Consider the following 26,392-nt stretch of genomic DNA (forward strand, 5'->3'; position numbering starts at 1 on the left):
TACGCGCGGTGCCCCGGCTGGGGTGCCGGCGGCATTGCCGAGGAGATGCACTTGAACCTTTTCAACTCTCCTCTGGAACTGGGCGTCACCGTGCTCGCCGTTGTGCTGGTCGGGCTCTCCAAGGGCGGGCTCGGCGGCATGAGCCTGCTTGGCGTGCCGCTGATGGCGCTGGTGATGTCGCCGGTCACGGCGGCGGCGATCCTGCTACCTATTCTGGTGGTCATGGACATGGTCGGCGTGGCGGCCTGGCGCAACTGGGTCGACTGGCGGATCATGCGGCAGCTTTTGCCGGCTGCCGTCGTCGGCATCGGGCTTGGTTGGATGACCGCCGAGATCACCTCGGATGCCGTGGTGCGCCTGATCGTCGGCCTGGTCTCGGCCGTGTTCGTGCTGCGCGTCGTGCTGTCGAGGGGCGTTCTGGTGACGGTTGCGAAGGAGCGGCCGATGGCAGGCCGGTTCTGGAGCCTGCTTGCGGGTTACACCAGCTTCGTCGCCCATGCCGGCGCGCCGCCGCTGCAGGTCTATCTGCTGCCGCTTCGGATGGACCCGAAGGTTTTCACCGGCACCAATGTGATGTTCTTTGCCATCACCAATGTCCTGAAACTCGTGCCCTATGCGGCTCTCGGCGGTTTCGGCGCACAGAATCTCGGCCGCGCCGCCCTGATGGTGCCGCTGGCGATCGCCTCTACATGGCTTGGCGCCTGGACGGTGCGCCACATGCGCGCCTCGATCTTTTATCCCCTGACCTATGTGTCCGTGGCGCTGGTGGCGGTGAAGCTGATCTGGGACGGCGTGACAGGGCTTTAAGGAATGTTGGTGCCTAGAGGCCCGTAACCGTCGGAATGCGTGGCGCCGTTTCGTTCTTCTGAACGCGCGCGGCCACGGCGACGGCCAGAGCCTGCGCAAGGCACATCGGCGCGGCCAGAGACCGGGAAAAGCTGTAATCGTGCTCGGGGACCGAGAACAGGACCTTTGCCGATTTTGCCAGAGGCGACAGGGTACTGTCGGAAATCGCCACGGTCGGCACGCCGATCTTTTCCGCCTCCTCGACGATATTCACCACCTCCGTCGCATAAAAGCGGAAGGATACGGCGATCAGCACGTCGCCAGTCTTCATCGTCCGCGCCATATGGGTGGCGAGGCCGCCGCCCGGATCGAGAAGGATGCATTGCTTGCCGAGCATGGTGAGGATGTAGCGCAGCAGTTCCGCCACTGGCGCGGAGCGCAACTGGCCGACGAGATAGACGGTGCCGGCGGCCTCTATGAGGTCCGCGGCGGTGCCGAGCTGTTCGGCGCTGATGCGCTCCAGAAGGTCCTGCAGGGAGGCAATGTCCCTGACGACAAGGTCGTGAAGGAAACCGTATTCCGAACGGTCCTCGCGGCTCTGCAATTCGTCATCGAGTGCGCGCACGCGCGCCTCGAAACCGGGAGCCGCCGTCGCCAGCCGTTTCTGGAACAGCGCCTGCAGCTCCTTGAAACCCTTGTAGCCTAACGATTGCGCAAACCGCACGAAGCTGGAGGCGTGGATATTGTGCCGCTCGGCAATGGTATTGACCGAATGCACGGCGACTTCATTGGGGTTCTGCGTCAGATAGACGGAAATCCGCTGATAGGTCTTGCTCATCTGATCGTGACGATCATGGATGAGGCGGATCAGTTCTTCGTAATCTTTCGGAGGGTCGATGGGCTGCGGTTGTTGCTTCATGGTATGATCTTGCAATATTTATTGCAGTTTTCCAAGGGGCATGAAGGCCCGCAGCCCGTCTCGCGATCACGGTTTTCAGCCGGCGACCTCCATCCATTGGCGGTCGGATGATGAGCGCTGGATTGTCTCGACCAGCCGCTGGATGCGCAGACCAGCAGCAAAACCGAAAGGCTCTGGCGCCTCTCCCGCGATCGCCCGCAGATAACCTTCGATTTCGATGGCTTTCAGGTCGTTGAAGCCGAGCTGGTGACCGGGTGCCACGCAGAATCGGCCATAGGGCGCGTGATCGGGCGAAGCCTCGATCCTGCGGAAGCCACGGCGGCCGGCCGGATCGGCGGCTGAATAGAAATGCAGCTCATTGAAGCGTTCCTGCGTGAAATAAAGCGCACCCTTGTCGCCGTAGATCTCGAAATCATGCTGCATCTTGCGGCCGGTGGCGATCCAGTTGCCTTCGATCGAACCCTGCGCACCATTGGCGAAACGCAGGAAAGCGCGCCCCACATCATCCACTTCCACCTTGCGTTTGCCGCCTCTGCCATCCGGCCGCTCGGCAATCAGCGTCACGCAATCCCCCATCACTTCGGTTATCGGGCCGAGCAGGAATTCGGCTGTGGCAAGTGCGTGAGAGCCGATATCGGCAAGTGCACCGCCGCCGGCCGGATCGTGGCGGAAGGTGAAGGCGCCTGCGGCGTCGGCCATATAGTCTTCGGCATGCAGGCCACGATAACCGCGTATCTTGCCAAGTTCGCCCGCCGCCACCATGTCCCGCGCCAGCCGCAGCATGGGATTGCAGAGATAGTTGAAGCCCACCTGCGTTTTGACGCCACGCGCAGCCGCGGCAGCGGCCATCTCGCCGGCATCCGCAGCAAGCGGTGCCAGCGGCTTTTCGCAATAGACGTGTTTGCCGGCGGCAATGGCGGCAAGTGCCATCTCCTTGTGCAGGGCGTTCGGCGCGGTGATGTCGACGAGATCGATATCGGGATCGGCGATGATGCTGCGCCAGTCCGCCGTGGAATGGGCAAAGCCGAAATCCGCCGCCGCCCGTGCGGCTGCGTCTTCGGTGATGTCGGCAACGGTGTGCAGTTCGATCCGGTAAGGCAGGTCGAACACCTTCTGGGCAGAGGCGAAACCGAAGACGTGGGCCTTGCCCATGAAGCCGGTGCCGATGAGGCCGACGCGGAGAACGGGTTTTTCAGACATGGGCAAATTCCGGATTGACGATGAGGCCGGGATCGATCGTCCCTTTCAGGTAATTGACGGCGTTCTGGATGGACGCAATCGCCATCCTCTCCCCGCATTCCGTCGTAAGTCCGGCAATATGCGGAGACAGGACGGTATTGAACTGCGACAGCAGGGGAGAGGAGCTTTCCGGCGGTTCGTCATCGAAGACATCCAGCCCGGCCGCGCCGACATGACCCGAGGCGAGCGCTTCGCTGAGCGCCTTTTCGCAGACCACACCACCACGGGCGGTGTTTGACAGCACGACGCCACGTTTCATCAGCGCGATTTCGGCGGCCCCGATTGCCGGGCTTGGCCCTTTGGGAATATGCACGGAAATATAGTCGGCCCAGGGCAGGCCCTCTTCCAGCGATACGGGTCTTGTTGGCCCTTCTGGCCATCCCGATTGCAGCAGGTAGGGGTCGTAGGCGCGGATATGCATGCCGAAACCCGAAGCCATTCTGGCGAGATGCCGCCCGATCCGGCCATAACCTAGGATGAGGAGGTTCTTGCCGGATATTTCCTGCTGCTCCAGCCTGTTTCGCCAGCTCCATTGCCCCGGTTCACGAACCGCGCGGTCGGCGAGTATGGCCCGCTTCGCCGCCGCCAGTAGCAGCATCATTGCATGTTCGGCGACGGAGACGGAATTGACGTCGCCGACGATGGTGAGCGCTATGTTGCGGCGGTTGAGTTCGGCAAGATCGACGCTATCGTAACCCACCCCATGGCGGGACACCACTTTCAGCCGCCCGGCCTTTGCAATTGTGGCCGCCGAAAGCGGTTGCGTGCGGATGACGATCGCATCCGCTTCCTCGATGAAGGGCGCATAGGAGGCTTCGGAGACGTCCTCGATATAGCGGACGGAGAAACCGAGGGAGGGCAGATCGCGCAGCATCGCCTCGCCGGAAGGATGAAGTTTTCCGGCCACGAGAAGGTTCGGCATTCAATACCCCCCTTTGCCATCGGTTTTTTTGGTGGTCTTTTCCACCAGCCTGCGCCACGTCGCGGTCGATTCCGTCGCCGCCGCGGCCAGCAGGCGCGAATCGCCTGATACGGTGGTCATGTCGAAACCCCATTCCACCGCGCGTGCTGCGTAATCCGCCGTGCCGCAATGGAGGGCAGCCTTGATGCCGTTGCGGTGGCAGGCGTCGAGGATGCGCTTGATGGCGTCGATGACTTCAGGCTCTTCCCGGTCGAAGGCGGGCGTCAATTGCCCTTTCGAAAGCGAGAAGCTGAGATCGGCGGGGCCGACATAGATCCCGTCGAGGCCCGGGGTGGAGGCGATTTCCTCGAGATTGTCCATCGCTTCCGCCGTTTCGATCATCGCAAAGGCGAGGATTTCGTCATTGGCCTCCGCGGCGTAATTGCCGCCGGCGGCGTAAACGGCGCGGGTGGGGCCGAAGCTGCGTTCCCCGAGCGGGGGGTAGCGCATGTACCGGACGAATTGCTCAGCCTGCGCCCGGTTGTTGATCATCGGGCAGATGATGCCATAAGCGCCCGCATCCAGAACCTTCGATATCCATGCCGGGTCGAGCCAGGGCACCCGCGCCATCAGCACCTTGTCGGAGGCGCGCATCGCCTGAAACATGCCGAGCACATCCTTGTAATCAACCGCGCCGTGCTGGATGTCGATGGAGATGGCGTCATAATCCTGTGCCGCCATGATTTCGGCGCTGAACGGGCTGGCGATGGACAGCCAGCCATGCAGCACCGGACGTCCTTCGGCCCAGATTTCCTTCAGTTTGTTTTTCCGCATGATTTTCTCCTGCAAGAATATCCGTCGCTAGAACACGTCCGGTTAAAACGGGTTGTCGGACGTGCTCTATCACTTTGTTTTTTCGCATTTTCCGGACGCAAAACCGCTACGCACTTTTACTGGAAATGATCTAAAAGACGATCTGGGCGAGTTTGGTTTCGAGATAATCGCTTATCCCTTCTATACCGCCCTCACGCCCCATGCCGGAATGGTTCGTGCCGCCGAAAGGCGCTTCGGAGGCGGCGAGCGCGAAACTGTTGATACCAACCATGCCGGCTTTCAGCGTCGCTACCGTTCGCCGTGCCCTTTCCGGCGAACGGGTGAATGCATAGGCGGAAAGGCCCATGTCGGAGGCATTGGCCCGTTCCAGAACCTCTTCCTCGGTGCTGAAGCGGGTGATTGCGGCAATCGGGCCGAAATTCTCTTCGGCAAAGACCTTCATCGTGTCCGTCACACCGGTGAGCACGGTGGGCTCGAAAAAGAAGCCGTGGTTGAGGTGAGGCGGGCGTTTACCGCCATGGGCGATTTTTGCGCCGGCGCGTAGGGCGTCGGCGACCACCGCCTCGATTTCCTCAAGGCGGCCGGCATTGATGAGCGGACCCATGCCGGTATCGGGATCAAGCCCGTCGCCGAGCCTGATCTTCGCCGTGCGGGCCACGAAACCCTCGACAAAGGAGTCGTGAAGGCTCTCGTGAACAAAGATGCGATCCGGCGTGACGCAGACCTGGCCGCAATTTGCAAACTTGGTGGGTACGACAAGGTCGAGGACATTATCGAGATCCGCGTCGTCATAGACGATGAGAGGCGCGTTGCCGCCCAGTTCCATGGAGACTTTCTTCACGGTCTGCGCCGCATCGCGGATCATTTGCTGCCCCACACGTGTCGAGCCGGTCAGCGACACCTTGCGCACGCGCTTGTCCGCCATGATCGGGCCATAGGTATTGGCGGTCGAACCGACAACGAGATTGACGGCGCCATCCGGAAGGCCGGCTGCCCTGAGGCAGTCGACCATCACCATGGCGACACCCGGCGTCTGGGATGAGGGGCGCAGCACGACGGGGCATCCGGCGGCGAGCGCCGGGGCAAGCTTGCGCGCCGGAAGGGCAGCCGGGAAATTCCAGGCGGTGAAAGCGCCAACGATGCCCACGGCCTCGCGGGTCACTTCAAACCGTCCGCCGGGCACCCGGCTGTCAACGATGCGGCCATAGATGCGGCGCGCTTCTTCGGCGAACCAGCGGAACTGGTCGCAGGCAAGGCTCCATTCTCGACCTGCCTGGGCAATCGGTTTGCCGGTCTCCAGCGAGATCATCTTCGCGCCTTCGTCGGCACGTCGTAACATTTCGTCAGCGGCCCGATGCAGCGCTTCGGCGCGGGCGAAGCCACCCATGGTGCGCAGCTTCGGGAGGGCGGCTGCCGCTGCGTCGATTGCATCGCGGGTCTCATCGGCGGTGGCGGACGCCACCTCGCCCAGCGCCGCGCCGGTGACCGGAGAGACGACTTCTCCCGTTGCAGCGCCGGTAAGCCAGCGGCCGTTGATGAAAAGTCCAAAATTCGCGTACATGGCTTATCCGATCTCGCTGGTGTTGACGGTGCGCCCTTCGGCGGCGGAACGGATCGCCGCTTCGGCAAGAAGCAGGGCCTGCCTGCCGTCTTCGAAGCCGACCTCCGGTGCTTTGCCCTGTTCCACGGCATCGACAAAGGCGCTGATTTCGGCTGCGAAGGCATCGGCATAGCGGTCGATGAAGAAGTTCATCAGCGGCGCTGCATGGTCGGTGCCGCTTTCGGTGTAGAGACGCACGTGATTGAGCGTCCGGTTTTCGGAAATCGCCATGCCGGCACTTCCGAAGGCTTCGACCCGCTGGTCGTAGCCATAAACGGCACGCCGCGAATTGCTGATCATGCATTGTTTGCCCGAAGCGGTCTTCAAAACCACGGTCACGGTGTCGTAGTCGCCGCATTTCTCCATCAGCGCCCTATCGACCAGCCGTGAACCGGTGGCTGAGACTTGGCTGATTTCTTCACCCAGAATGAAACGGGCCATGTCGAAATCATGGATCGTCATGTCGCGGAAAATGCCGCCCGACATTTCGATATAGGCGGCGGGCGCCATGCCGGGGTCGCGCGAGGTGATGACGACCTGATGCAATTCACCGATCGTTCCGTTTTCGACGGCCTCACGCACGGCGCGGTGTCCGCTGTCAAAACGCCGGACAAAGCCGAGCATGATCGGCACGCCGCCGCCGGCAATTTTTGTTGCACAGGCGTTGACGCGGTCGAGGGAGAGATCGATGGGCTTCTCGCAGAGCACCGGTTTTCCGGCGGCAACCGCCTTTTCCAGCAGATCCGCATGGGTGGGGGTTGAGGTGGCAATCAGTACGGCGTCGACCTCAGGCGAGGCAAAAACCGCCTCGACCGACTTAAATCGCATCACATCAAGCTTTTCGGCAATTTCTTTCGCCGAGGGCTCGTATACATCAAAGATACCAGCCAATGTCGCGCGTGGATGAGCGACGATGTTTTCCGCATGCATGCGGCCGATACGGCCCACACCAAGCACTGCAATTCTCAGCATTGAAATTTTCCTCCCGAGGTATTTGGCAATAATCATTGCAAAGTACCGAATTTGTCAATATGTATTCCAAAAACATATCAACAACCATCCGCAGGAGGAGGCGAGATGACCGTAAAGACCTTACGCCTGACCATGGCCCAGGCGCTAATACGTTACCTGTGCAACCAGTTTACCGAGATCGACGGAGAGCGCGTTCCCCTGTTTGCAGGCGTGTTCGCAATTTTCGGGCACGGCAATGTCACATGCCTTTCCGAAGCTCTGGAGACGGTGCAGGACCAGTTGCCGACATGGCGCGGGCAGAACGAACAATCCATGGCGCTTGCCGCAATCGGTTTTGCCAAGGCAAAACGGCGCAGGCAGATCATGGTCGCTGCGACATCGATCGGGCCGGGGGCGCTGAACATGGTGACCGCCGCCGGCGTCGCCATGGCCAACCGGCTGCCCGTTCTCCTCATTGCGGGCGATACCTTCGCAAGCCGCCTGCCGGACCCGGTTCTGCAGCAGGTCGAGCATTTCGGCGATCCGACTCTGACCGTCAATGACGCGTTCAAATCCGTGGTGCGTTACTGGGACAGGGTCGTGCTGCCGGAGCAATTGCTGCAATCGCTGCCGCAGGCGATTGCCACCATGCTCGATCCGGCCGATTGCGGCCCGGCTTTCATCGGTCTTGCGCAGGATACGCAGGAAATCGCTTTCGACTATCCGGCAGTCTTCTTTGAACCGAAAGTCTGGAAAATTCCGCGGCCGCGTCCGGACCGTGACGCCGTGGCGGCCGCCGCCCGACTGCTGGCGCAGGCAAAACGTCCGCTCATCATTTCCGGCGGTGGCGTGCGTTATTCGCTGGCAGAAGAACGACTTGCCGAATTTGCGGCAAAGCGCGGCATTCCCGTTGTCGAAACCATCGCCGGCAAGGGTGCGCTCACCCATCACCATCCGGTCCATGCCGGGCCTATCGGCATTGTCGGATCAACTTCGGCGAATGCGCTGGCCAAGGATGCGGATGTCGTGCTGGCGATCGGTACCCGGCTTCAGGATTTCACCACGGGTTCCTGGACGGCCTTCTCCCGCGATGCGCAGTTCATTTCCGTCAATGCCGCCCGCTTCGATGCGGTGAAACACCGGGCGCTTTCCGTGGTCGGCGATGCACTCGAAACCATTGATGAGCTGGACCAGGCGCTCGGTGCGTATAAGGCCGATGCCGCCCATATGCAGCGGGCAAAAACGCTGTTCGCAGAATGGGATAATCTGCTGGACGAGCATCAGCGCGTCACCAATGCGCCGGTTCCCTCTTATGCGCAGGTGGTCGGCGTACTGAACCGCGTCGCCCGGCCCGAAGACACCCTGATTGCGGCGGCGGGCGGAACGCCGGGTGAGGTGACGAAGGGATGGCGGGTGAAGAACCCCAATACGTTCGATTGCGAATTCGGCTTTTCCTGCATGGGTTATGAAATCGCCGCCGGCTGGGGCTGCTCCATGGCGCAGGAGGGGCCGGGTGGCACCGGCGGTGTCCCCATCGTCATGCTGGGAGACGGCACCTACATGATGATGAATTCCGATATCTATTCCGCCGCGCTCACCGGGCACCGGATGATCGTGGTGGTCTGTGATAATGGCGGATATGCCGTCATCAACCGCCTGCAGCAGGCCAAGGGTGTGCCCGGTTTCAACAACCTGCTTGCGGATTGCCGCATCAGGGATCGGGAAAATCCGCTGCATGTGGATTTCGTCAAACATGCGCAAGCCATGGGTGCCCATGCGCGCAAGGCGGAGAGCCTCGCCGATCTTGAAGAGGCGATGATCTGGGCGCAGGGCAACGAGGGCGTGACCGTCATCTCCATCGTCTCCGATGCGTGGAAATGGGTGCCGGGCGATGCCGACTGGGATGTCGGTGTTCCCTCCGTCTCCACCTTCGAGACCGTGCGAGCCGCTCGGGCCGCGCAGGAGAACATCCGCAAGGCGCAGCGAGTGGGAGTTTGAGATGAAAGCAAGACTTGGTATCGCGCCGATTGCCTGGTGGAATGACGATCTTGCCGAGCTTTCCGATGATGTCAGCCTTCAGGAATGCCTTCGGCAGGCAAGCGAAGCCGGCTTTACCGGAATGGAGACCGGACGCCGGTTTCCCATGGACATGGCCGAGCTTGGGCCGATCCTCGACCGTTACGGCATATCGGTCTGCGGCGGCTGGTTTTCCGGCCTGCTGCTGGATGGCGACATCGAGGCGGAGAAAGACCGTATCGCGCAGCAGATGGAATTCTTCATCGCCGCCGGTGCGCCCTGCATCGTTTATGGAGAAACGGCACGCTCCATTCAGGGCGTGCGTTCCGCACCACTGGCAACGAAGCCCCGGCTCGACGAGGCCGGCATGGCGGCCTATGGCCGCAGGATGTCCGATTTTTCCGACTGGTGCACGGGGCAGGGCATGCCGATTTCCTACCACCACCATATGGCGGCGGTCGTGGAGACCGAGCCTGAACTCGATCTCTTCATGAAGCACTCTTCCGTTCCGCTGCTGTTCGATGCCGGGCATATGGCTTTTGCCGGTGGGGACGTCATGCGTGTCATCGAAAACCACCATGCGCGCATTACCCACGTCCACACCAAGGACATCAGGCAAGAGGTTGTCGATGGGCTGGACAGAAGCCGGGAGAGCTTCCTCGACGCCGTCATCAAGGGCGCCTTTACCGTTCCGGGCGATGGCAGTCTGGATTTCGAGGCAATCGTCAAGGCGCTTGCATCGACAGGTTACGAGGGCTGGTTCGTGGTCGAGGCGGAACAGGATCCTGTCAGGAACCCGCCGCTGGACATGGCCCGCAAGGGCCACAAAGAATTGCTGCGCGTCATGGACGCCGCTGGTTATGAGGTTGTGAAATGAACCGTATTGAAGGAAAAATCGCCGTTGTTACCGGCGGAACCCAGGGCTTAGGCGCAGCCGTTGCGCAGCTATTTGCGCAGGCCGGTGCCGCGGGGATCGTCATCGTCGGGCGAGGTGTGGAAAAGGGCCAGGCTGTTGCAAGCGCCATCACCCAGAAAACGGGCGTGCCTGTCGAAGTGGTGGCGGCCGATCTCGGCAACATCGATGATGTCCGCACCATCATCCCGGCTGCCGACAAACGCTTCGGGCGTGTCGATATTCTCGTCAATGCGGCGGGGCTGACGGATCGCGGCAACATGCTGAACACGACGCCCGAGCTCTTCGATCGCATGTTCGCGGTCAATACGCGCGCGCCGTTCTTTCTCATTCAGGATGCGGCGAAGGTGATGATCCGCGAGGGCATCGAAGGCCGTATCGTCAACATCGGATCGATGTCGGGCCTGACCGGCCAGCCTTTCCTTGCGCCTTATGCGGCCTCGAAAGGGGCACTAGCCACCGTCACCCGCCATGCCGGCTTTTCGCTGATGCGCCATCGTATCCATGTGAACCAACTCGATATCGGCTGGATGAATTCCGATCACGAGCGCAAGCTCGTCCTCTCCGAGACGGGCGATCCCGATTTCATCGACCGTGCGGCGGCGGCCAAGCCGTTCGGGCGGATTCTCGATCCTGTCGAGGTGGCCCGCGCCATCCTGTGGATGGCGTCTGACGATGGCGGCATGATGACGGGTGCGGTGATCCCCTTCGACCAATCGGTCTATGGCGGTTACGACGACGCGCCGGTGCCCGCCAAAAAGCTGGAGGAATAGGTCAATGCGGACCATCAAGGGACCGGGCGTTTTTCTGGCGCAATTCGCGGCGGATGAGGCGCCCTACAATTCGCTTGCCTCGCTGGCGCAATGGGCCTCGGCCAAGGGTTTCAAGGGCGTGCAGATTCCCACCTGGGATACGCGCCTGATCGACATGAAACAGGCGGCGGAAAGCGATGCCTATTGCGACGATCTGAAGGGCATGCTCGGCGAGCATGGGCTGGAGATCACCGAGCTTGCCTCCCACATCACCGGTCAGCTTGTGGCGGTTCATCCCGCCCATGACGCGATCATGGACAGTTTTGCGCCGGAGCATGTGCGCGGCAACCCCGCAAAGCGTCGGGCATGGGCCGAAGAACAGCTGCGCTTTGCCGCCCGCGCCTCCAAGCGTCTCGGCATCGACCGTCACGTGACCTTTCCCGGCGCGCTTCTATGGCCTTATCTCTATCCCTATCCGCAATGGCCGGAAGGGCTGGTCGAGGAAGGTTTCGACGAACTCGCCCGCCGCTGGACGCCGATCCTCAACGACTTCGACGCTTATGGTGTGGATGTCTGCTACGAAATCCACCCGAGCGAAGACCTGCATGACGGGCACAGTTGGGAACTATTTCTCGACAAGGTCAAGGAGCATCCCCGCGCGAACCTGATGTATGACCCCTCGCATCTCGTTTTGCAGGGAATGGATTATCTGGCTTTCATCGATCACTACCATGAGCGGATCAAGACCTTCCACGTCAAGGACGCCGAGTTCCGCCCTGACGGAAAATCGGGCGCCTATGGCGGATATCAGCCCTGGTCCAAACGGGCCGGGCGCTTCCGCAGCCCGGGCGACGGGCAGATCGATTTCGGGGCGATCTTCACGAAGCTGACGACCTACGGCTTCGATGGCTGGGCGGTGCTGGAATGGGAATGTTTCGTCAAAAACCCGGAGGACGGCGCGTCTGAAGGCGCGCGTTTCATCGCCGATCACATCATCCGCGTTTCGGACCGCGCCTTTGACGATTTTGTCAAATCCGGTGCCAATCGCAACGCCAACCGCGCCATGCTGGGGCTGGAGGAACAATGACTATCGAAAGACCACTTCGCCTGGGCATGATCGGCGGCGGCCAAGGCGCGTATATCGGCAATATCCATCGTCTTGCCGCACGCCTTGACGGCAAATGGATACTGGTTGCCGGGGCCTTCGATGTCGATCCCGACCGGGGCCGCACCTTTGCGATCAATGAGGGGTTAGACCCCGCCCGCAGCTATGGCAGTTATCAGGAGTTGATTGCCGGCGAGATTTCCCGAGAAGACCGCGTCGACGCGGTTGCGATCTGCACGCCGAATTTTACCCATTATCCGATCGCCAAAGCGCTGATCGAGGCCGGGTTTGATGTAATCTGCGAAAAGCCGCTGACAGCCACGCTGGAGGATGCCATCGCGCTGGAAAGGCTGTCGCGAGAGACCAGCCGTTTCGTCGGGGTGACCTACACCTATTCCGGCTATCCGATGGTGCATGAAGCCCGCGCACGCGTAGCGGCTGGCGATATCGGCGAGGTTCGCACCGTGCAGGTGGAATATCCGCTGGAATGGATGGCGACGGCCATCGAGCAGCAGGGGAATGCCCAGGCGGCGTGGCGCACCGATCCGAAAAAGAACGGCCGCGGCGGCTCCATCGGCGATATCGGCACCCATGCCTATCATCTGGCCGGTTTCGTGACCGGGCTGAAACTTCAGTCGCTTACCGCCGATCTCGCCACTTTCGTGGCGGGACGGGCGCTGGACGACAATGCCCATGTGATGATGCGTTATGAGGGCGGAGCGCGCGGCCTCCTGTGGTCTTCGCAGGTGGCGCTCGGCAATTCCAACGGCGTGCGTCTGCGGGTGTTCGGCGCGACCGGCTCGCTGCAATGGTTTCAGGAACAGCCGAACGAACTCGTCTATAGCCCACTTGATGGGCGTGTGCAGACCATCAAGCGCGGTGCGGACGATCTTTCCGAAGACGCGAGGGTCCGAACCCGCACCCCGCCCGGCCACCCGGAAGGATATCTGGAAGCCTTCGCCAACCTCTATGCCGGTTTTGCGGAAGCCATCCGCGCCCGCAAGGCGGGGCGCGAACCGGCAGCCATCGGCCGCAACATCCCGCTTGCCTATGACGGGTTGAAGGGCGTGGCCTTCGTGGAGGCAGTGGTGGACAGTGCCGAAAGCGCCGATCCGCGCTGGATTGCCCCGGTGGCGGTATAGGCGCGCAGCCAAAGACGGATTATGCCGAAAATCGGCCTTCCGGACAGGCTCTGCCGGTCCGGAAGGCCGCGCGAATTTCTCTGCCGGGCCTTCCACTGACGTGACACGGAGGACGTTCGAACGGCCATCCTCAAAGGCCGGTCATCTTCAGCACCGCTTCTGGAAGCCTGTTGCCGACGACTTCGATCTTCGTGAGGATCGTGTTGATTTGCTCAAGGTCAGTCGAGGTCAGTTCAAGATCGACGCTACCGAGGTTTTCTTCAAGGCGGTGCTGCTTGGTTGTGCCGGGGATAGGGACGATCCATGGTTTCTGTGCCAATAACCAGGCAAGAGCGACTTGGGCAGGTGTCGATTGCTTGTTGTCGGTTATGACCTTGATGGCATCGACCAGTGCGATGTTGGCTTTTCGGGCCTCGGGGGAAAACCTCGGAACAGCATTGCGGAAATCGGTTGGGTCGAACTGGGTATTTTCGTCGATCTTACCTGTCAGGAAGCCAGCACCGAGGGGGCTGAACGGCACGAAGCCTATCCCGAGTTCTTCAAGTACCGGAAGTAACTCGGCCTCAGGTCCGCGCCAGAACAGGGAGTACTCGCTTTGGACGGCGGTGACGGGCTGAACGGCATGGGCCTTGCGGATGGTGCCGACACCCGCCTCGGACAAACCGAAATGCTGGACTTTGCCTTCATCGATCAGGTCTTTCACAGCGCCTGCGACATCCTCGATGGGAACGGCCGGATCGACGCGGTGCTGGTAAAACAAGTCGATGCGATCAGTCCTGAGGCGCTTGAGGCTCGCTTCCGCGACGGCTTTGATGTGCTTCGGCCGGCTATTGGTGCCGCCGCGGCGTTCGCCTGTTTCAAGGTCGATGTCGAAGCCGAACTTGGTGGCGATGACGACCATGTCACGTATGGGCGTGATGGCCTCGCCGAGAAGCTCCTCGTTGACGAAAGGGCCGTAGGCTTCAGCGGTATCGAACAATGTGATGCCCCGCTCATGGCCAAAACGGATCAACTTGATCATCTCGGTTTTATCGGCCGCTGGCCCATAGGCCGAACTCATGCTCATGCAGCCAAGGCCGAGGGCGGAAACTTCGAGGGTTCCGATTTTGCGTTTTTGCATGTTTCTGCTCCTTGATCAGGCCGCGCTTTCTGTCGGGGCGGCCTCTGTTTCGGCGGGTGCCCGCCGTGTGGCGGCCGGCACGATGGTTAAAAGCGCGATCACCAATGTTGCCATAAGCATCACTGTTCCGGCCTCGAAGGCATGCGACGCACGGTAGGCGGTGAGTTCCGCGCCAGTGAGGCCAGCAGAGCCGATGGCCGCAATGGCGATCAACAGGCTGAGACCGACCGAGCTGCCCATCTGGTGGGCAACGTTGACTGCGCCGGATGCGGCCCCGGCATCCGCATGATCCACCCGGGCGACACCGGAGGAGGTCAGGGGACTCAGTACCAAACCTTGACTGATCCCGATCAATATCATCGGCATTGCGATGGCGGTCCAGTAATTGGAGCCTATGCCCGCGCGGCTGAGCCAGCCCATGGCGACGATGCCGACAACCATGCCTGTGACAAGGACCGTGTTACGCCCGAAGCGCTGGATGAGGCGCGGCACGATCATGGCGATCGGTACGTGCAGCATCGTTGCCGGCACGAAGGCGAGACCCGTAAGCGCCGGGCGCAAGCCAGCGACTTCCTGAAGGTAAAGCGTCGTGAAAAAGAAAAACCCGACCATCGCGCCGAGATAGAGGACGCGCGCGCCGTAGGCACCCGAACGCTCGAGATCCGAAAACAGCCGAAGTGGGAGAATGGGTTGCCGTGCACGGCGCTCGATGAGGATGAAAAGGCCAAGGAGCGTCACCGAAATGACGAGGATGGCGATGGTCGTTGTATCCCAGCCAGCCTGTGCTGAACGGATGAAACCGTAGACAAGCCCGCTCATGCCGATCGTCGAGGAGAGCGCTCCAGGAACGTCCAGGGCACCCGGCTGCTTTGCCGTCTCGGGGATGCAGGCGCGGGCCGCAAGGATCATTGCGATCCCGATCGGCAGGTTGATCAGGAAGCCGGCGCGCCAGGACAGCCAGTCAGCGAGAAGGCCGCCGGCAATCAGTCCGACTGTGGCTGAAACTCCAGCCGCGGCACTATAGAGTGACACCGCGCGGACGCGTTCTTCGCCTTCTTCGAAATTGATCTGGAGGAGGGCCAGCGTGGAGGGAGCAAGGATGGCGGAACCCAGTCCCTGTATTGCCCGCCATGACAGCATCCATGCGGAGGACTGTGAAGCCCCGATGGCGACGGAAGCCAGTGTGAATATAGCCATACCGATGATGAACATGCGCCGGCGTCCCAGAATGTCGCCGGCGCGAGCGCCGAGCAGCAGGAAACCACCGAAGGTCAGCGTATAGGCGCTCTGCACCCATGCCAGCCCGGCGTCGGTGAACCCCAGTTCGTGATGGATCTTCGGAAGCCCGGTCAGCACGACCGAGATGTCGAGAACGATCATCACGTAGCTGACGAGGATAATCGCGAGGATCGCGGTTTTGTTGGCAGGGGCGGTGGTCGCTTGTCTTTTTGGCATCAGGGTTCCGTTCTACGGGTGGCAATACCGTTTTCCACGGCGAAGCTGTGGTTTTGATGCCATAAAGATATTCCTTGCCGATCTTTTCGATTAGGGGCAGTAATCGGCATGAAGCTATAAGGATGCCTAATGAATGCCGCAGGAGAACTTCAACGATCTGGCTGCCTTCGTTACCGTCGCGCGTGAGCAGAGCTTTACCCGGGCCGCCGTCAAGCTGGGTGTCTCGCAGTCCGCATTGAGCCAGACGGTGCGCAGTCTCGAGGAGCGACTGGGTCTGAGGCTTTTGACGAGAACGACAAGGCGCGTGTCGCCCACGGCTGCGGGTGAGCGCCTGCTCCAGACCGCAGGTCCAAGGTTCGACGAAATTCAGTCCGAACTTTCGGCGCTCAGCGACATGCGGGACAAACCCGCGGGAACCGTGCGCATCACGACAGGGGAACACGCCGCGATCTCCGTTCTTGCGCCGGCACTTGAAAAAATCATTTCGAATTACCCCGACATCAATGTCGAGATTACCGTCGATTACGGGCTGACGGATATTGTTGCGGAGCGCTATGACGCAGGGGTCCGGCTCGGTGAGCAGCTTGCAAAGGACATGATCGCGGTCAAGATCGGCCCCGAGATGCGCATGGCCGTGGTTGGTGCGCCATCCTATTTCCAGCAGAATCCCTGGCCGGAAGTGCCCGAGGATTTAACCTCCCACAATTGCATCCAGATTCGCATGCCGACCTACGGCAACATCCTCGCCTGGGAATTCGAGAAGGATGGCCATGAACTCAAGGTCAGGGTGGAAGGGCAACTTGTCTTCAATAACATTGCAATGCGCCTCGATGCCACAAAACGGGGGCTTGGCCTTGCCTATATGCCGGAGGACCTTGTTACGGACGAGATAGCGAAAGGAGCACTGATACGGGTTCTCGAAGACTGGTGCGCACCTTTTTCCGGCTACCACCTTTATTATCCAAATCGACGCCACGCATCTCCGGCCTTTGCCCTTGTGGTGGACGCGCTTCGATATCGCGGATAACCCGCTAATAAACTAAAAGTGATTGATAAGCGTAGCTAATGGCTTCAATCGTAAATGGGTATCTAATCACTGGAGCGCTGTTCGCTTAGCCTTCTTTCAACGTCATGTTGTGAGAGAGCCATGCCAAAGATTTTTACCAAAACCATTTCAATCTTCGTATTTTCCGCCATCGCTGCGTCCTGCAGCGTCGCCTTTGCCCAGACCGCGTCAAAGGCCGAACCCCTTGTCATCGAGCAGCAGGGAAGCTTTGCAGTCGGCGGTACGGTTTCGAGCAAACCCGGAACCTACAACAACAATGCGCCGACAGCCGAAGGCCAGACGCTGCATGGCGACCACGCCTATGTGTTCTATCAGATTCCGCAAAATCCGAAGCCGCTGCCGATCGTCATGCTGCATGGCGCGTTCCAGTCGGCGCGCAGCTGGGAGACGACGCCGGATGGCCGCGAGGGCTTCCAGAATATCTTCCTGCGCCGTGGCTACTCCACTTACCTTGTCGACCAGCCGCGCCGAGGCCGCGCGGGCAACAGCACGGTTGCAACGACGATCGAGCCGACACCCTATGACCAGCTCTTCTTCGACCAGTTTCGTATCGGCAAATGGCCGGACTATTTCGGCAATGTTCAATTCTCCCGCGATCCGGCAACGCTCGACCAATTCCTGCGTTCGGTCACGCCGAACACCGGACCGTATGATGCCAAGGTAATTTCCGATGCCATGTCGGCCCTGTTCGACAGGACGGGGCCTGCCATCCTGTTCACACACTCGCAGGCGGGTGGTCCCGGCTGGCTGACGGTGATCAAGAACCCGAACGTCAAGGGTGTCGTGGCGCTGGAGCCTGGAAGCGGGTTCATCTTCCCCGAAGGCGAGATACCCGGGGACATGCCGAGCGCCGCAGGCACACTGAAAGCCGAGGCTGTTCCCGCCGCCGACTTCGAAAAACTGACGCGCCTGCCGATCGTCATCTATTACGGCGATAATTTCCCGACGGAACCGACCACTGAACGCGGGCAGGACAACTGGCGCGTCAGGCTGGCAATGGCGAAGCTCTGGGTGGAGGCCGTCAACAGGCATGGTGGCGACGCGACGCTCGTGCACCTGCCGGATATCGGCATCAAGGGCGGCACGCATTTCCTGATGTCGGACCTGAACAATGTCGAGATCGCCGATCAGGTCTCGAAATTCCTCGCCGACAAGAAGCTCGACTGATCCATGCGCGCGTACCTCAACAGGTCGGTGCGCGCGTTTCCGACAAATTGAGGAGCCTGACGATGGCGCACGAAATTATCAACGGAAAGAGACGGGAGTTCCTCGGAGCTTCGGCCCTCTTCATCTCTGGTGCAATGTTAGGAGTGTCAACCATGACGACGACCCAAGCCGTCGCTGCCGACTACAAGCAAAACCCCTTCACGCTCGTCTATGATGGCGCGCTGACCAAAAACGAGCCCGGCAAGGTGAACATCCATCCGGTGACGTACAAACTGAACGGCCTCGATATCGTCGCCAACGTTTATACCCCGGCCGACTATGATCCTGCCAGGAAATACCCTGCAATCGTGCTGGCGCATCCGAATGGTGGCGTGAAGGAGCAGACCACGGGCCTTTATGCCCAGCATCTGGCGGAGCGCGGTTTCATTACGATCACGGCCGATGCCGCCTATCAGGGCGGAAGCGGTGGCGCACCGCGAAGCGTCGATAAACCTCAGCATCGCATCGAGGATATCCACGGAATGGCGGACTTCATCAGCGGCTTCCCTGGTGTAGACACGGCGCGTCTGGGACTGCTCGGCATCTGCGGCGGTGGCGGTTATTCGCTGGCAGCCGCAAAGACCGACAAGCGTTTCAAGGCGGTGGCGACGCTCAGCATGTTCAATTCCGGGCGCGTCCGCCGCAACGGTTTTAAGGATACGCAGATGGATACGATCCAGAAGCGTTTGCAGCAGGCGTCCGCTGCCCGCGCGCAGGAAGCGGCCGGCGGTGAGGTTCTTTATGCGGGCGACGCGAACCTCACGGATGCGCAGATCGAAGCCCTGCCTTTCGACCTCTATCGACAGGGCTATCATTATTACTGGCGCACTAATGCACATCCCGGCTCGACCTTCAGATACACGATGAGCAGCCTGATGGACCTGATGCGCTGGGATGCGACGGACGAGATCGAACTTATCGACGTGCCGCTGCTGATGATCGCCGGAAGCGAGGCCGATACGCTTTACATGACCGAAGATGCGTTCCCAAGGGCCACCGGCACGAAGGACAAAGAACTCTTCACGATCAAGGGCGCAAAGCACATCGAAACCTACTGGGTACCCGAATATGTCGAAGCGGCGGTGGACAAGCTGACACCCTTCTTCGGCCGGACCCTGGTTTGACATCTTCCATCAGCGGTTCGTTCACCGGTGACCGCAGGGTTAAGGGCTCGTCATGACGATGGGTCGTTCAATGCCTGCTGTCACCGGCCGTGCGAGCACGCGATCAATTTAAGGAGCCAAGCTTTGAAGGCATTCGCCACAAGTCTCTTTCTCGCTACGAGCATCACTCTCATCAACGGTTTCATTTCCATGACACACGCCCAGACAGCAACGCAAACGGCACAGCCGGAAAAGCAGCAGACGCGCGCCCAGCAATTGATGGGCGATACCGCTCCGAAATTGGCCGACCTGACGGATGGGGTTCTTTACAACGACATATGGGAACGTCCCGAACTCTCCAAACGTGACCGGAGCCTCGTAACGATCTCAGCGCTGATCGCGCTTAATCGTCCCGATCAACTTCGCTCTCACATCCGCCTTGGCCTGCAAAACGGGCTGAAGAAGGAGGAGATTGTCGAAACCATCACCCATATGGCTTTCTATTCGGGCTGGCCGAGCGGCGTTTCCGCGGTTGCGATCGCCAAAGACGTTTTTGCGGAGAAATAATCCATGAATACGAAATCGATGGTCACCGCCGCCATGGCCTTTAGCGCCACGGCAGCTTTCGCCGAACCGGATCGCGCCGTAACGGTTACCCGTTTCAACGATCAGACGACAACCGCAGGCTCGCCGGATTATTTCACCGGTTCCGTCAAGGTGCAGTCCCGTTTCCAGGCCCAGTCGCCCGCCCGGGTCGGTGGCGGTGTGGTTTCCTTTGAACCCGCTGCCCGCACCGCTTGGCATACGCATCCCCTCGGTCAGACATTGATCGTGACGGAAGGTGCGGGGCGAGTTCAGCACTGGGATGGCGGCATCCAGGAGATCGGACCCGGAGATGTCGTCTGGATACCTCCAGGCGTCAAACACTGGCATGGCGCTTCACCTGAAGTCGGGATGTCGCACATCGCCGTGGCGGAGGCCCTGGACGGCCAGACGGTGGAATGGATGGAACATGTGACCGACGAGCAATACACCAAGATTGATGGAGGCCTTGATTGAACAGGGTCGTGTATATGGCGGGTGCCGCCGCCTTCGTAACAAGCGCCGTATTTCTCGTCGGCATGCAGGTCCGTGCCGAGCCGACCCGCGCAACCATGCCTGAAATCGACAAGCTCATACACTATACGACAGTCGAGCGGGGGGAGGTTACGGAGCACATCATGACCACCCGTGAAGCAATCGAGGCCGTCAAGCGCGGCGATCCCATTCCCAACGGCACCCATGTCGCGCTGGTCGACTATCGCGGTGGCAAGCTCTTCCGTTACTTCATCATGGAGAAGGGCGAGGGCTGGGGGCAGGATTACGACGAAAACCGCCGTACTGCCGACTGGCAGTTCCAATGGTTCAAGCCGGACGGCACGATCAACATGGAAGAAAACACCGCCCGCTGTCAGCGTTGCCATACCTCACGGGCCGACAGGGACTTTCTCTACACATTCAACGATATGCGTCGGTTCGAACTTAAATGAACGGTGTCTTGCGGTTTCGTCTGATCCTCGACCTCATTGCCGTCGGATTGATTGTTGCGTGTCTGGCCTATTGGTGGCTGGACAACCTGTCGCACGAGCTGTTCGGAACGGTGCTTTTCACGCTGGTGATTGTTCATAACGTCTTTAATCGCCGCTGGTATGGCGGCGTGACGAAACGGAAGCTGGATGTCACCCGCATCATCAATCTGATCACGATTGTCAGCCTGGCAATCGCAATGACCATCATGTTCTTAACGAGCCTGCTGATATCGCGCGACCTTTTCCCGCTCACGGCGATGGGCGGTGCTTTCGCCGTCCGGGAAATCCACATGTTCACGGGATACTGGATGCTACTGATCGTTGGCATCCATCTCGGAACGCGCTGGCAGGTTGTGATGAACGTTTTCTATGGAATGATTGGAATGCCTGCTCGGAGCGCTTGCCAGACTGCGATCCTGCGTTTGCTGACGGCCCTTATCATGGCCTGGGGTGTGAAAAGTTCGTTCGATATGGCGTTCGGATCGAAGTTGATGCTGCGCTATTCGCTGGACATGTGGGATTTTAATGCGGCGACGTTGGGCTTCTTCGTGAACTACGCCTCCATAGTCGGCTTATACATTGCTGCAACCCATTTCGGCTTGAGGCTTGTTTCAATGCGGGCGCGTCGAAGAATGGCGTGCGAGTGAGCACTATTCCAGACATGCCAAACGGATGCTGTCATCTCGGGATCACCGCTTACCCCGGCATTATTGGTTCCGGGGGAAGCGGGGATATTCAGCCGTCAGGGCCTCGACAAGCACTTGAGCCAACTGGCCACCCTGTGGCGTGGCCCAAGTGCCAGCCAGTTCAGCCATGAACTGATTGGTGCTCGTGATTGTTGCTCCAGCCTTGTCCATCCCCGTGCAGACACCTCAGCCCAGAGCCAGAGCTGGGTGCAGGATTTCGATATCGAAATCGCCGCGCAGATGACTGTGCTTGATCGAGTTGTCCAGATTGATCGGAAGCATCATGCGGTCGCCTGCTCGAGCGTTGGGTAGTCAATGAAGCCCTTGGCATCGCCACCGAAGTAACTCATACGGTCAGCCGGGTTCATATTGGCTCCCTTTTTGAGGCGCTCCGGGAAATCTGGGTTTGCCAGCGTGAACTGCCCATAGGACTCGATGTCGGCCAGTCCGTTGACAATATCCGCCCCTATGTCGGCCAAGGCGCGGCCAGGGCGGTTGACGATCAGCGCCCTGTGCCAAAGCTTGCGGATGTCGGCGAGCAACGACTCGTTACCGAGATGCATGACGTGAACATACGCCAGTCCCAGCTTGTCGAGTTCGCCGACAAGGTATCGGTATAAGTCTGGGCCGTCGGAGCCTTCATCGAGGCCGCCGAGCGTCGCGCCCGGCGACAGGCGGATGCCCGTGCGCTCGGGACCGATTTCGTCGGCTACCGCCTTTGCGACCTCGATGGCGAAGCGCGCACGGTTCTCGATCGTGCCGCCAAATGCGTCAGTGCGCTGGTTGGCGTTGGGCGCGAAAAACTGCTGGATGAGATAGCCGTTCGCGCCATGGATTTCGACGCCGTCTGCCCCGGCTTCGATGGCGCGCTTGCCGGCATAGCGGAAGTCGGCAATGGCCTGATGGATATCGTCAGCGCTCATCTCGCGGGGCTCTGGAACGGCCTGAAAGCCCGTCGGCGTGAAAATCTGATCCTTGGGGGCGATGGCGGACGGCGCGAGCGCCTGTCGGTGATGCGGCGTGTTGTCGGGGTGCGACGTCCTGCCCACATGCATCAACTGGATGAATATATGCGAGTCCTTGGCATGCACCGCGTCCGTGATCTCCTTCCAGCCCCTCACATGCGCATCGGTGTAGATGCCTGGTGTTAGGGTGTATCCTTGGCCATCATCCGAGGGCTGTGTGCCTTCGGTGATGATCAGCCCGAGACTGGCGCGCTGGGAATAGTACTCGGCGGCGAGCGGGCCAGGCGTACCGTCGTATTGCGCTCGGCTCCGGGTCATCGGGGCCATCGCCAGGCGGTTCGACACTTCGATCGCGCCGATGCGCGTGCGGGTCCAGATATCGGTCACTTCAATTCCTTTCGTTTGAATGGATGGGAGGTCGGGCCGTGTCCTGAAGAGCGCGCTGGAGCAGCGTATCGCTTGCCGCTATGAGCGCCTGCAAATAGGTTGCCGCCCCGACCTTCGCCGTGTCACGCTTCATCTGTCACGCTCTCTCTTCAGTAATCTTCGTATCAACAAATAGGGGCTTAAAATATTGGAATAAACGCCTCATATTGGAATTGATTATTCCATAGGTGGAGCAATGCCTGACTATCTGAATGATATGGCGCTATTTGTTGAAGTCGTCCGAGCCAATAGTTTCCGAAAAGCCGCGGAAGCGCTTGGGATGCCAAACTCGACCCTGTCGCGACGAATTTCCATGCTGGAAGAATCCATCGGACTGAGACTTCTTCACCGGACGACACGCAAGATCGAACTGACTGAGGCGGGACAACTTTATTACGAACGCAGCAAGCGGATCGTCGAGGAAGCGCGTATCGCCCATGAGGAGCTTGGCGACATGGTGGCGCGGCCGACCGGAGTGCTCAAGGTCTCTCTCCCGGTGGACTTCGCTACAACCTATCTCGCGCCATTGTTACCCGAATTCGCGCAGCGATATCCCGGGATAACCTTCGACATGGACCTGACGCCAAGGAACGTCGATCTTGTTGGAGAGCCGTTCGATCTTGCAATTCGCATGGGTTCCCCGGAGGGTTCCGGGCTCATCACTCGCGTAGTGGCGCGGGTTTGCGCGCGGCTTTATGCGTCGCCGAAATACCTTGAGGCGAATGGCGAGCCTGGGCATCCCAGCGATCTGGAGAAGTACGAATGCCTGGCCATCTCCACCTCATCCTCCTGGACATTGCATTCCAGCCACGAGAGGATCACAGTCAAAACCTTGAGTAACTTCCGGACAAACAGTGTAGCGATGATCCGAAAGCTCGCCGCACTGGATATGGGGGTCGTCTTTCTCCCCCAGCGGATCGTCGCGGACGAGCTTGCGGCGGGAAAGCTGCTTCCGGTGCTTCCAGAATGGATCGGAGAGCCCAGCCCCGTTTATGCGGTGACGGAGACGCGATTACTTCCCGCAAAGACCCAGCGGTTCATTGAATTCCTGCGGGAAAAGCTCCGGGATGTGACCTAGAGCAAACCTGAAATGGACCGATCGGGTCTAGCGAGCGTCACCATCAAAGTCAGTGAAATCTATGCTCCGTGCGACCGGCCTATGGTGGGTCGGTCAAATTGGGTACTTCGTTCGGAACTCGGCACCCAACGTGGCATTTGCCCTTTTCCGCGCATCGAATGCCGACACGCCCGCTGATTGATCAGATCGCTGAAGAGATCGCCTGAAGCCATATGGTGACGGCGACCGCACCACCGTCAGGGTGTCCGATGGCGCGATCCCCCAAATAGCTCGCGCGACCCAGTCGAGGGCGCATGGCGCTCGTTGCGTCCGCTCCGCCAACGCCGGCGGAGACAGCCGTTTTCCAGGCATGAGTCGCGTCTTGATTGGAAGCGAGGCTCTCCGCGAAAGTCGTGGCGGCCGGGTGTAGTGCGTCGATCATCGTTCTGTCGCCCGGCCTGGCACCGCCCAGATCGGAGACTGCCTGAACCGCCGCCAGAAATGCGTCGGCAAGCTGCGTCGCTGTTGGAGCTTCAACGCCGGCAAGATGTCGAGAGGCACGCATGAGACCCGTCGCATAGAACGGACCCGAGCTGCCGCCGATGGCCTTCCTCATCGCGTTGGCCATGGCCATCAGTCCGGTGGCTACGTCGCAATAACTCTCATTGGGAAGGGCCAGAACTGCTTCCGCACCGCGTTTCATGCTCGCGCCGAGGTCGCCGTCGCCGGTTATGCTGTCCAGTTCGGTTAGATGCGGCTCTGCAGCGATCAGGGCCTTCGCCACAACTTCGACGGCCTGTTGAAGTCTTGCGCCGGCTGCGGTGACCTTGGTGTCGGAGGCAGGCGCATCGTTTTGCGCCGTGGAGGGAAGAACGCGGTTTCGGTTCACCGCTCCGCCGCGGGGCCAGGCGCTGGCGTCTGTCGGTGCGTCGATCAAAGCGAGCGACGTTTCGTCAACATGCATCACCGACAGTGAAAAGCCCGGCATGTCCAATGCTGCTCACTGCTCACTGCTTTTTCACCTCGTCATACTTCATCATTTCAGCTAGATCCTCTAAGAGAGCCGACGGGCCGAGTGCGCCGTTATGTGCCAAGTCTTCCGCTGCTTGGCGAAGGGCTTTCTTGTAGTCTTTCACCTTCATTGAGCCGGCATCTTCCAGTGTCTTCGCGAGAGCAATCAACGCCATGTTGTTGGCCGCCTGGATGTTGGCCATAACCTCGATAATCTCATCGATTGGATCGTGTTTCTTTCCCATCAATTTGAGCCTTTTCATCCCGTTTCATGGCTTCGCCCCGGATTCTAGAAGCAGCCTTATCGCTTCTGCCGCATCAAGCAGCGCGTCCCTTTTTTGATCGTCTGGAAGATTGGCTGCCGCTTCGGATGTTGCCTTGAGATATATAACGACGTCGCGTCCGATCGGCGCAACAGTTACCGCTGTCTTGCGAAGTTCCCTGACCATGGCGATGGATCGATCAAGCAAAACGCTTACGTCGCGCGCCGTCAATTGATCCAAATTGCCAGCCGCTTTCTCCAACTCGGAAATAAGACCCCTAGGCATTGTATTTCTTGGCCCCTTTCTCCTCCGACATTTACCCCTCTCGGGCAATCACTAAGGAAAACATGCAAATGGTTGCGAGTCTATCCATCTGCGGGGGAATGACCGTCCGTTCACCCAACCAGCTCCCGGCCGCTCTCTCCATTGCGCACCACTGGCGCTGGCCTGTCTGGATAGACTTCCACATCCGGCTCCAGGTTAAGCCTCTCCTCCATGATGCCCACGATATTGCGGATCGATTCCTGATTGGTCTTCACGCGGTACAGATTACACATGCTCACCTCGGCAATTTTGCAACTGTGATGTAGGAGCCGCCTTTCTCGCCGCACTTCCGGCACTTCAGGCGGGGCCGCAGTTCCTTGAGGGTCGTGTTACCGCCGACCATCTTTACGAGCGTCCAGCGTGGTAACTCCGTCACATGCTTGCAGGATCCACACCCAGCGACAACGACTTCCCAAGAGCGTAGATCGAAAACCCGCACACTAGCTGTTTCTTCTTGCGCCGCTTTTTCCGTTCGCTCCTCGAAGGTCCAATAGTAGCTCATCCTGCATCGTGGGCCGAAATCTTCCTTCGATTTTGGGCACCCCTATAAGCTTCTGCGCAATCAGGCGGAGCGGGCTTGGGGCTGGGGTAGCGGCAAATTCGGCTTTCACCGCCTTGCCATCAAATCATCGAAGAAGTTCACAATCCTCGCAGATGACCCATATTTTTTCTCTGTCGAGTTCCTTGTACTCGTAGCCGTTATCGTTTGCTGTCATCCCGGTCTTCATTCGGAACCCAGCCTCGCGTAAATCCTCTGCCCATTGCGGCCGTCGCCAGAGCAAGCTGCATCCGCAAATGCTGGATGTCTTCCATCAGCGTCTCAATGGCGGCGCGGCTGTCTCCATCGTGCCATGCAATGATGTGGTCCACCGGATCGGCTTCCGGTTCTCTTCTCTCTGAACGTCTATCGCGCCCTGCCGCCGCACAGCATCGCCTTCGAGGTGACAGACCGACACAGCCTCCCCTTCATCGAGCCGGGGGAGG

28 protein-coding genes are annotated in these 26,392 nt (G+C 59.9%); 14 read left to right on the forward strand and 14 right to left on the reverse strand.

Features of this window, described 5'->3' with window-relative positions; translation table 11 throughout:
* Positions 1-51: 51 nt before the first annotated feature.
* Positions 52-807 (forward strand): sulfite exporter TauE/SafE family protein, encoded by a 756-nt coding sequence (locus AKG12_RS15470; protein WP_285277744.1) that lies wholly within the window; start codon positions 52-54, stop codon positions 805-807.
* 13 nt (positions 808-820) lie between these two features.
* On the opposite strand, the gene AKG12_RS15475 is transcribed toward AKG12_RS15470, so the two are convergent.
* From AKG12_RS15475 to iolG, 6 genes are all read right to left on the reverse strand, one after another.
* Entirely contained in the window at positions 821-1,705 is an 885-nt protein-coding gene (locus AKG12_RS15475) for a MurR/RpiR family transcriptional regulator (RefSeq protein ID WP_052819473.1), read from the reverse strand.
* A 75-nt stretch (positions 1,706-1,780) separates the two neighbouring features.
* Positions 1,781-2,905 (reverse strand): Gfo/Idh/MocA family protein, encoded by a 1,125-nt coding sequence (locus AKG12_RS15480; RefSeq protein WP_052819474.1) that lies wholly within the window; start codon positions 2,903-2,905, stop codon positions 1,781-1,783.
* Positions 2,898-3,866 (reverse strand): hydroxyacid dehydrogenase, encoded by a 969-nt coding sequence (locus AKG12_RS15485; RefSeq protein WP_052819475.1) that lies wholly within the window; start codon positions 3,864-3,866, stop codon positions 2,898-2,900. The genes AKG12_RS15480 and AKG12_RS15485 overlap by 8 nt, the downstream gene beginning before the upstream one ends.
* Positions 3,867-4,679 (reverse strand): HpcH/HpaI aldolase family protein, encoded by an 813-nt coding sequence (locus AKG12_RS15490; RefSeq protein WP_052819476.1) that lies wholly within the window; start codon positions 4,677-4,679, stop codon positions 3,867-3,869.
* A gap of 130 nt (positions 4,680-4,809) precedes the next feature.
* Positions 4,810-6,240, reverse strand: coding sequence for an NAD-dependent succinate-semialdehyde dehydrogenase (locus tag AKG12_RS15495; RefSeq protein ID WP_052819477.1), 1,431 nt, complete (start codon positions 6,238-6,240; stop codon positions 4,810-4,812).
* Positions 6,241-6,243: 3 nt separating this feature from the next.
* Entirely contained in the window at positions 6,244-7,251 is a 1,008-nt protein-coding gene (gene iolG, locus AKG12_RS15500; RefSeq protein WP_052819478.1) for an inositol 2-dehydrogenase, read from the reverse strand.
* Between the two features lie 105 nt (positions 7,252-7,356).
* Between iolG and iolD the strand changes: the two genes are divergently transcribed.
* The 5 genes from iolD to AKG12_RS15525 are packed head-to-tail and all read left to right on the forward strand — an operon-like array spanning position 7,357 to position 13,158.
* Entirely contained in the window at positions 7,357-9,228 is a 1,872-nt protein-coding gene (gene iolD, locus AKG12_RS15505) for a 3D-(3,5/4)-trihydroxycyclohexane-1,2-dione acylhydrolase (decyclizing) (protein ID WP_052819479.1), read from the forward strand.
* Position 9,229: 1 nt separating this feature from the next.
* Positions 9,230-10,123: a myo-inosose-2 dehydratase gene (iolE, locus tag AKG12_RS15510; protein ID WP_052819480.1), complete on the forward strand. Its 894-nt coding sequence runs from the start codon at positions 9,230-9,232 to the stop codon at positions 10,121-10,123.
* The gene (locus tag AKG12_RS15515; RefSeq protein ID WP_052819481.1) at positions 10,120-10,932 is read left to right on the forward strand and encodes an SDR family oxidoreductase; all 813 of its coding nucleotides are present in this window, start codon (positions 10,120-10,122) and stop codon (positions 10,930-10,932) included. Before iolE ends, AKG12_RS15515 begins: the two co-directional genes overlap by 4 nt.
* 4 nt (positions 10,933-10,936) lie before the next feature.
* Positions 10,937-11,998 (forward strand): sugar phosphate isomerase/epimerase family protein, encoded by a 1,062-nt coding sequence (locus tag AKG12_RS15520; protein WP_052819482.1) that lies wholly within the window; start codon positions 10,937-10,939, stop codon positions 11,996-11,998.
* Positions 11,995-13,158, forward strand: a complete 1,164-nt coding sequence (locus AKG12_RS15525; protein WP_285277745.1) for a Gfo/Idh/MocA family protein — start codon at positions 11,995-11,997, stop codon at positions 13,156-13,158. The genes AKG12_RS15520 and AKG12_RS15525 overlap by 4 nt, the downstream gene beginning before the upstream one ends.
* Before the next feature lie 130 nt (positions 13,159-13,288).
* Here AKG12_RS15525 and AKG12_RS15530 read toward each other — a convergent pair whose 3' ends face one another.
* The gene (locus AKG12_RS15530) at positions 13,289-14,278 is read right to left on the reverse strand and encodes an aldo/keto reductase (protein ID WP_052819483.1); all 990 of its coding nucleotides are present in this window, start codon (positions 14,276-14,278) and stop codon (positions 13,289-13,291) included.
* Between the two features lie 15 nt (positions 14,279-14,293).
* Positions 14,294-15,733 carry an MFS transporter gene (locus AKG12_RS15535; RefSeq protein ID WP_052819484.1) on the reverse strand — a complete coding sequence of 480 codons (1,440 nt, stop codon included), beginning with the start codon at positions 15,731-15,733 and terminating at the stop codon, positions 14,294-14,296.
* 133 nt (positions 15,734-15,866) lie between these two features.
* Between AKG12_RS15535 and AKG12_RS15540 the strand changes: the two genes are divergently transcribed.
* The 7 genes from AKG12_RS15540 to AKG12_RS15570 all read left to right on the forward strand — a co-directional run bounded on the left by AKG12_RS15540 (position 15,867) and on the right by AKG12_RS15570 (position 21,323).
* Positions 15,867-16,760 (forward strand): LysR family transcriptional regulator, encoded by an 894-nt coding sequence (locus AKG12_RS15540; protein WP_052819485.1) that lies wholly within the window; start codon positions 15,867-15,869, stop codon positions 16,758-16,760.
* A 120-nt stretch (positions 16,761-16,880) separates the two neighbouring features.
* A complete protein-coding gene (locus AKG12_RS15545) occupies positions 16,881-17,966 on the forward strand; it encodes an alpha/beta hydrolase (RefSeq protein ID WP_285277746.1) in 1,086 nt (361 codons plus the stop codon).
* Between the two features lie 152 nt (positions 17,967-18,118).
* Positions 18,119-19,129 (forward strand): alpha/beta hydrolase, encoded by a 1,011-nt coding sequence (locus AKG12_RS15550; protein ID WP_225244120.1) that lies wholly within the window; start codon positions 18,119-18,121, stop codon positions 19,127-19,129.
* A gap of 189 nt (positions 19,130-19,318) precedes the next feature.
* Positions 19,319-19,675: a carboxymuconolactone decarboxylase family protein gene (locus AKG12_RS15555; protein WP_225244292.1), complete on the forward strand. Its 357-nt coding sequence runs from the start codon at positions 19,319-19,321 to the stop codon at positions 19,673-19,675.
* Positions 19,676-19,678: 3 nt separating this feature from the next.
* Positions 19,679-20,167 (forward strand): (R)-mandelonitrile lyase, encoded by a 489-nt coding sequence (locus AKG12_RS15560; RefSeq protein ID WP_052819488.1) that lies wholly within the window; start codon positions 19,679-19,681, stop codon positions 20,165-20,167.
* Positions 20,168-20,181: 14 nt separating this feature from the next.
* Positions 20,182-20,637, forward strand: coding sequence for a cytochrome P460 family protein (locus tag AKG12_RS15565; protein ID WP_156316069.1), 456 nt, complete (start codon positions 20,182-20,184; stop codon positions 20,635-20,637).
* A complete protein-coding gene (locus AKG12_RS15570; RefSeq protein WP_052819490.1) occupies positions 20,634-21,323 on the forward strand; it encodes a DUF4405 domain-containing protein in 690 nt (229 codons plus the stop codon). Before AKG12_RS15565 ends, AKG12_RS15570 begins: the two co-directional genes overlap by 4 nt.
* Before the next feature lie 320 nt (positions 21,324-21,643).
* Here AKG12_RS15570 and AKG12_RS15575 read toward each other — a convergent pair whose 3' ends face one another.
* Entirely contained in the window at positions 21,644-22,714 is a 1,071-nt protein-coding gene (locus AKG12_RS15575) for an alkene reductase (RefSeq protein ID WP_082178873.1), read from the reverse strand.
* Positions 22,715-22,949: 235 nt separating this feature from the next.
* Here AKG12_RS15575 and AKG12_RS15580 point away from each other — a divergent pair, with 235 nt between their 5' ends.
* Positions 22,950-23,831, forward strand: coding sequence for a LysR family transcriptional regulator (locus AKG12_RS15580; RefSeq protein WP_052819491.1), 882 nt, complete (start codon positions 22,950-22,952; stop codon positions 23,829-23,831).
* Between the two features lie 181 nt (positions 23,832-24,012).
* Here AKG12_RS15580 and AKG12_RS15585 read toward each other — a convergent pair whose 3' ends face one another.
* The 5 genes from AKG12_RS15585 to AKG12_RS15605 all read right to left on the reverse strand — a co-directional run bounded on the left by AKG12_RS15585 (position 24,013) and on the right by AKG12_RS15605 (position 26,278).
* A complete protein-coding gene (locus AKG12_RS15585) occupies positions 24,013-24,798 on the reverse strand; it encodes a DAK2 domain-containing protein (RefSeq protein WP_082178874.1) in 786 nt (261 codons plus the stop codon).
* 19 nt (positions 24,799-24,817) lie between these two features.
* Positions 24,818-25,084 carry a hypothetical protein gene (locus tag AKG12_RS15590; RefSeq protein WP_052819492.1) on the reverse strand — a complete coding sequence of 89 codons (267 nt, stop codon included), beginning with the start codon at positions 25,082-25,084 and terminating at the stop codon, positions 24,818-24,820.
* 6 nt (positions 25,085-25,090) lie between these two features.
* A complete protein-coding gene (locus AKG12_RS15595; protein ID WP_046798924.1) occupies positions 25,091-25,369 on the reverse strand; it encodes a hypothetical protein in 279 nt (92 codons plus the stop codon).
* Between the two features lie 110 nt (positions 25,370-25,479).
* Positions 25,480-25,641: an SOS response-associated peptidase family protein gene (locus AKG12_RS29410; protein ID WP_285277747.1), complete on the reverse strand. Its 162-nt coding sequence runs from the start codon at positions 25,639-25,641 to the stop codon at positions 25,480-25,482.
* 466 nt (positions 25,642-26,107) lie between these two features.
* Positions 26,108-26,278 (reverse strand): hypothetical protein, encoded by a 171-nt coding sequence (locus tag AKG12_RS15605; RefSeq protein WP_052819494.1) that lies wholly within the window; start codon positions 26,276-26,278, stop codon positions 26,108-26,110.
* Positions 26,279-26,392 lie beyond the last annotated feature (114 nt).

The sequence above is a fragment of the Agrobacterium sp. SUL3 genome (assembly GCF_001263295.1).
Taxonomy (GTDB): domain Bacteria; phylum Pseudomonadota; class Alphaproteobacteria; order Rhizobiales; family Rhizobiaceae; genus Agrobacterium; species Agrobacterium tomkonis.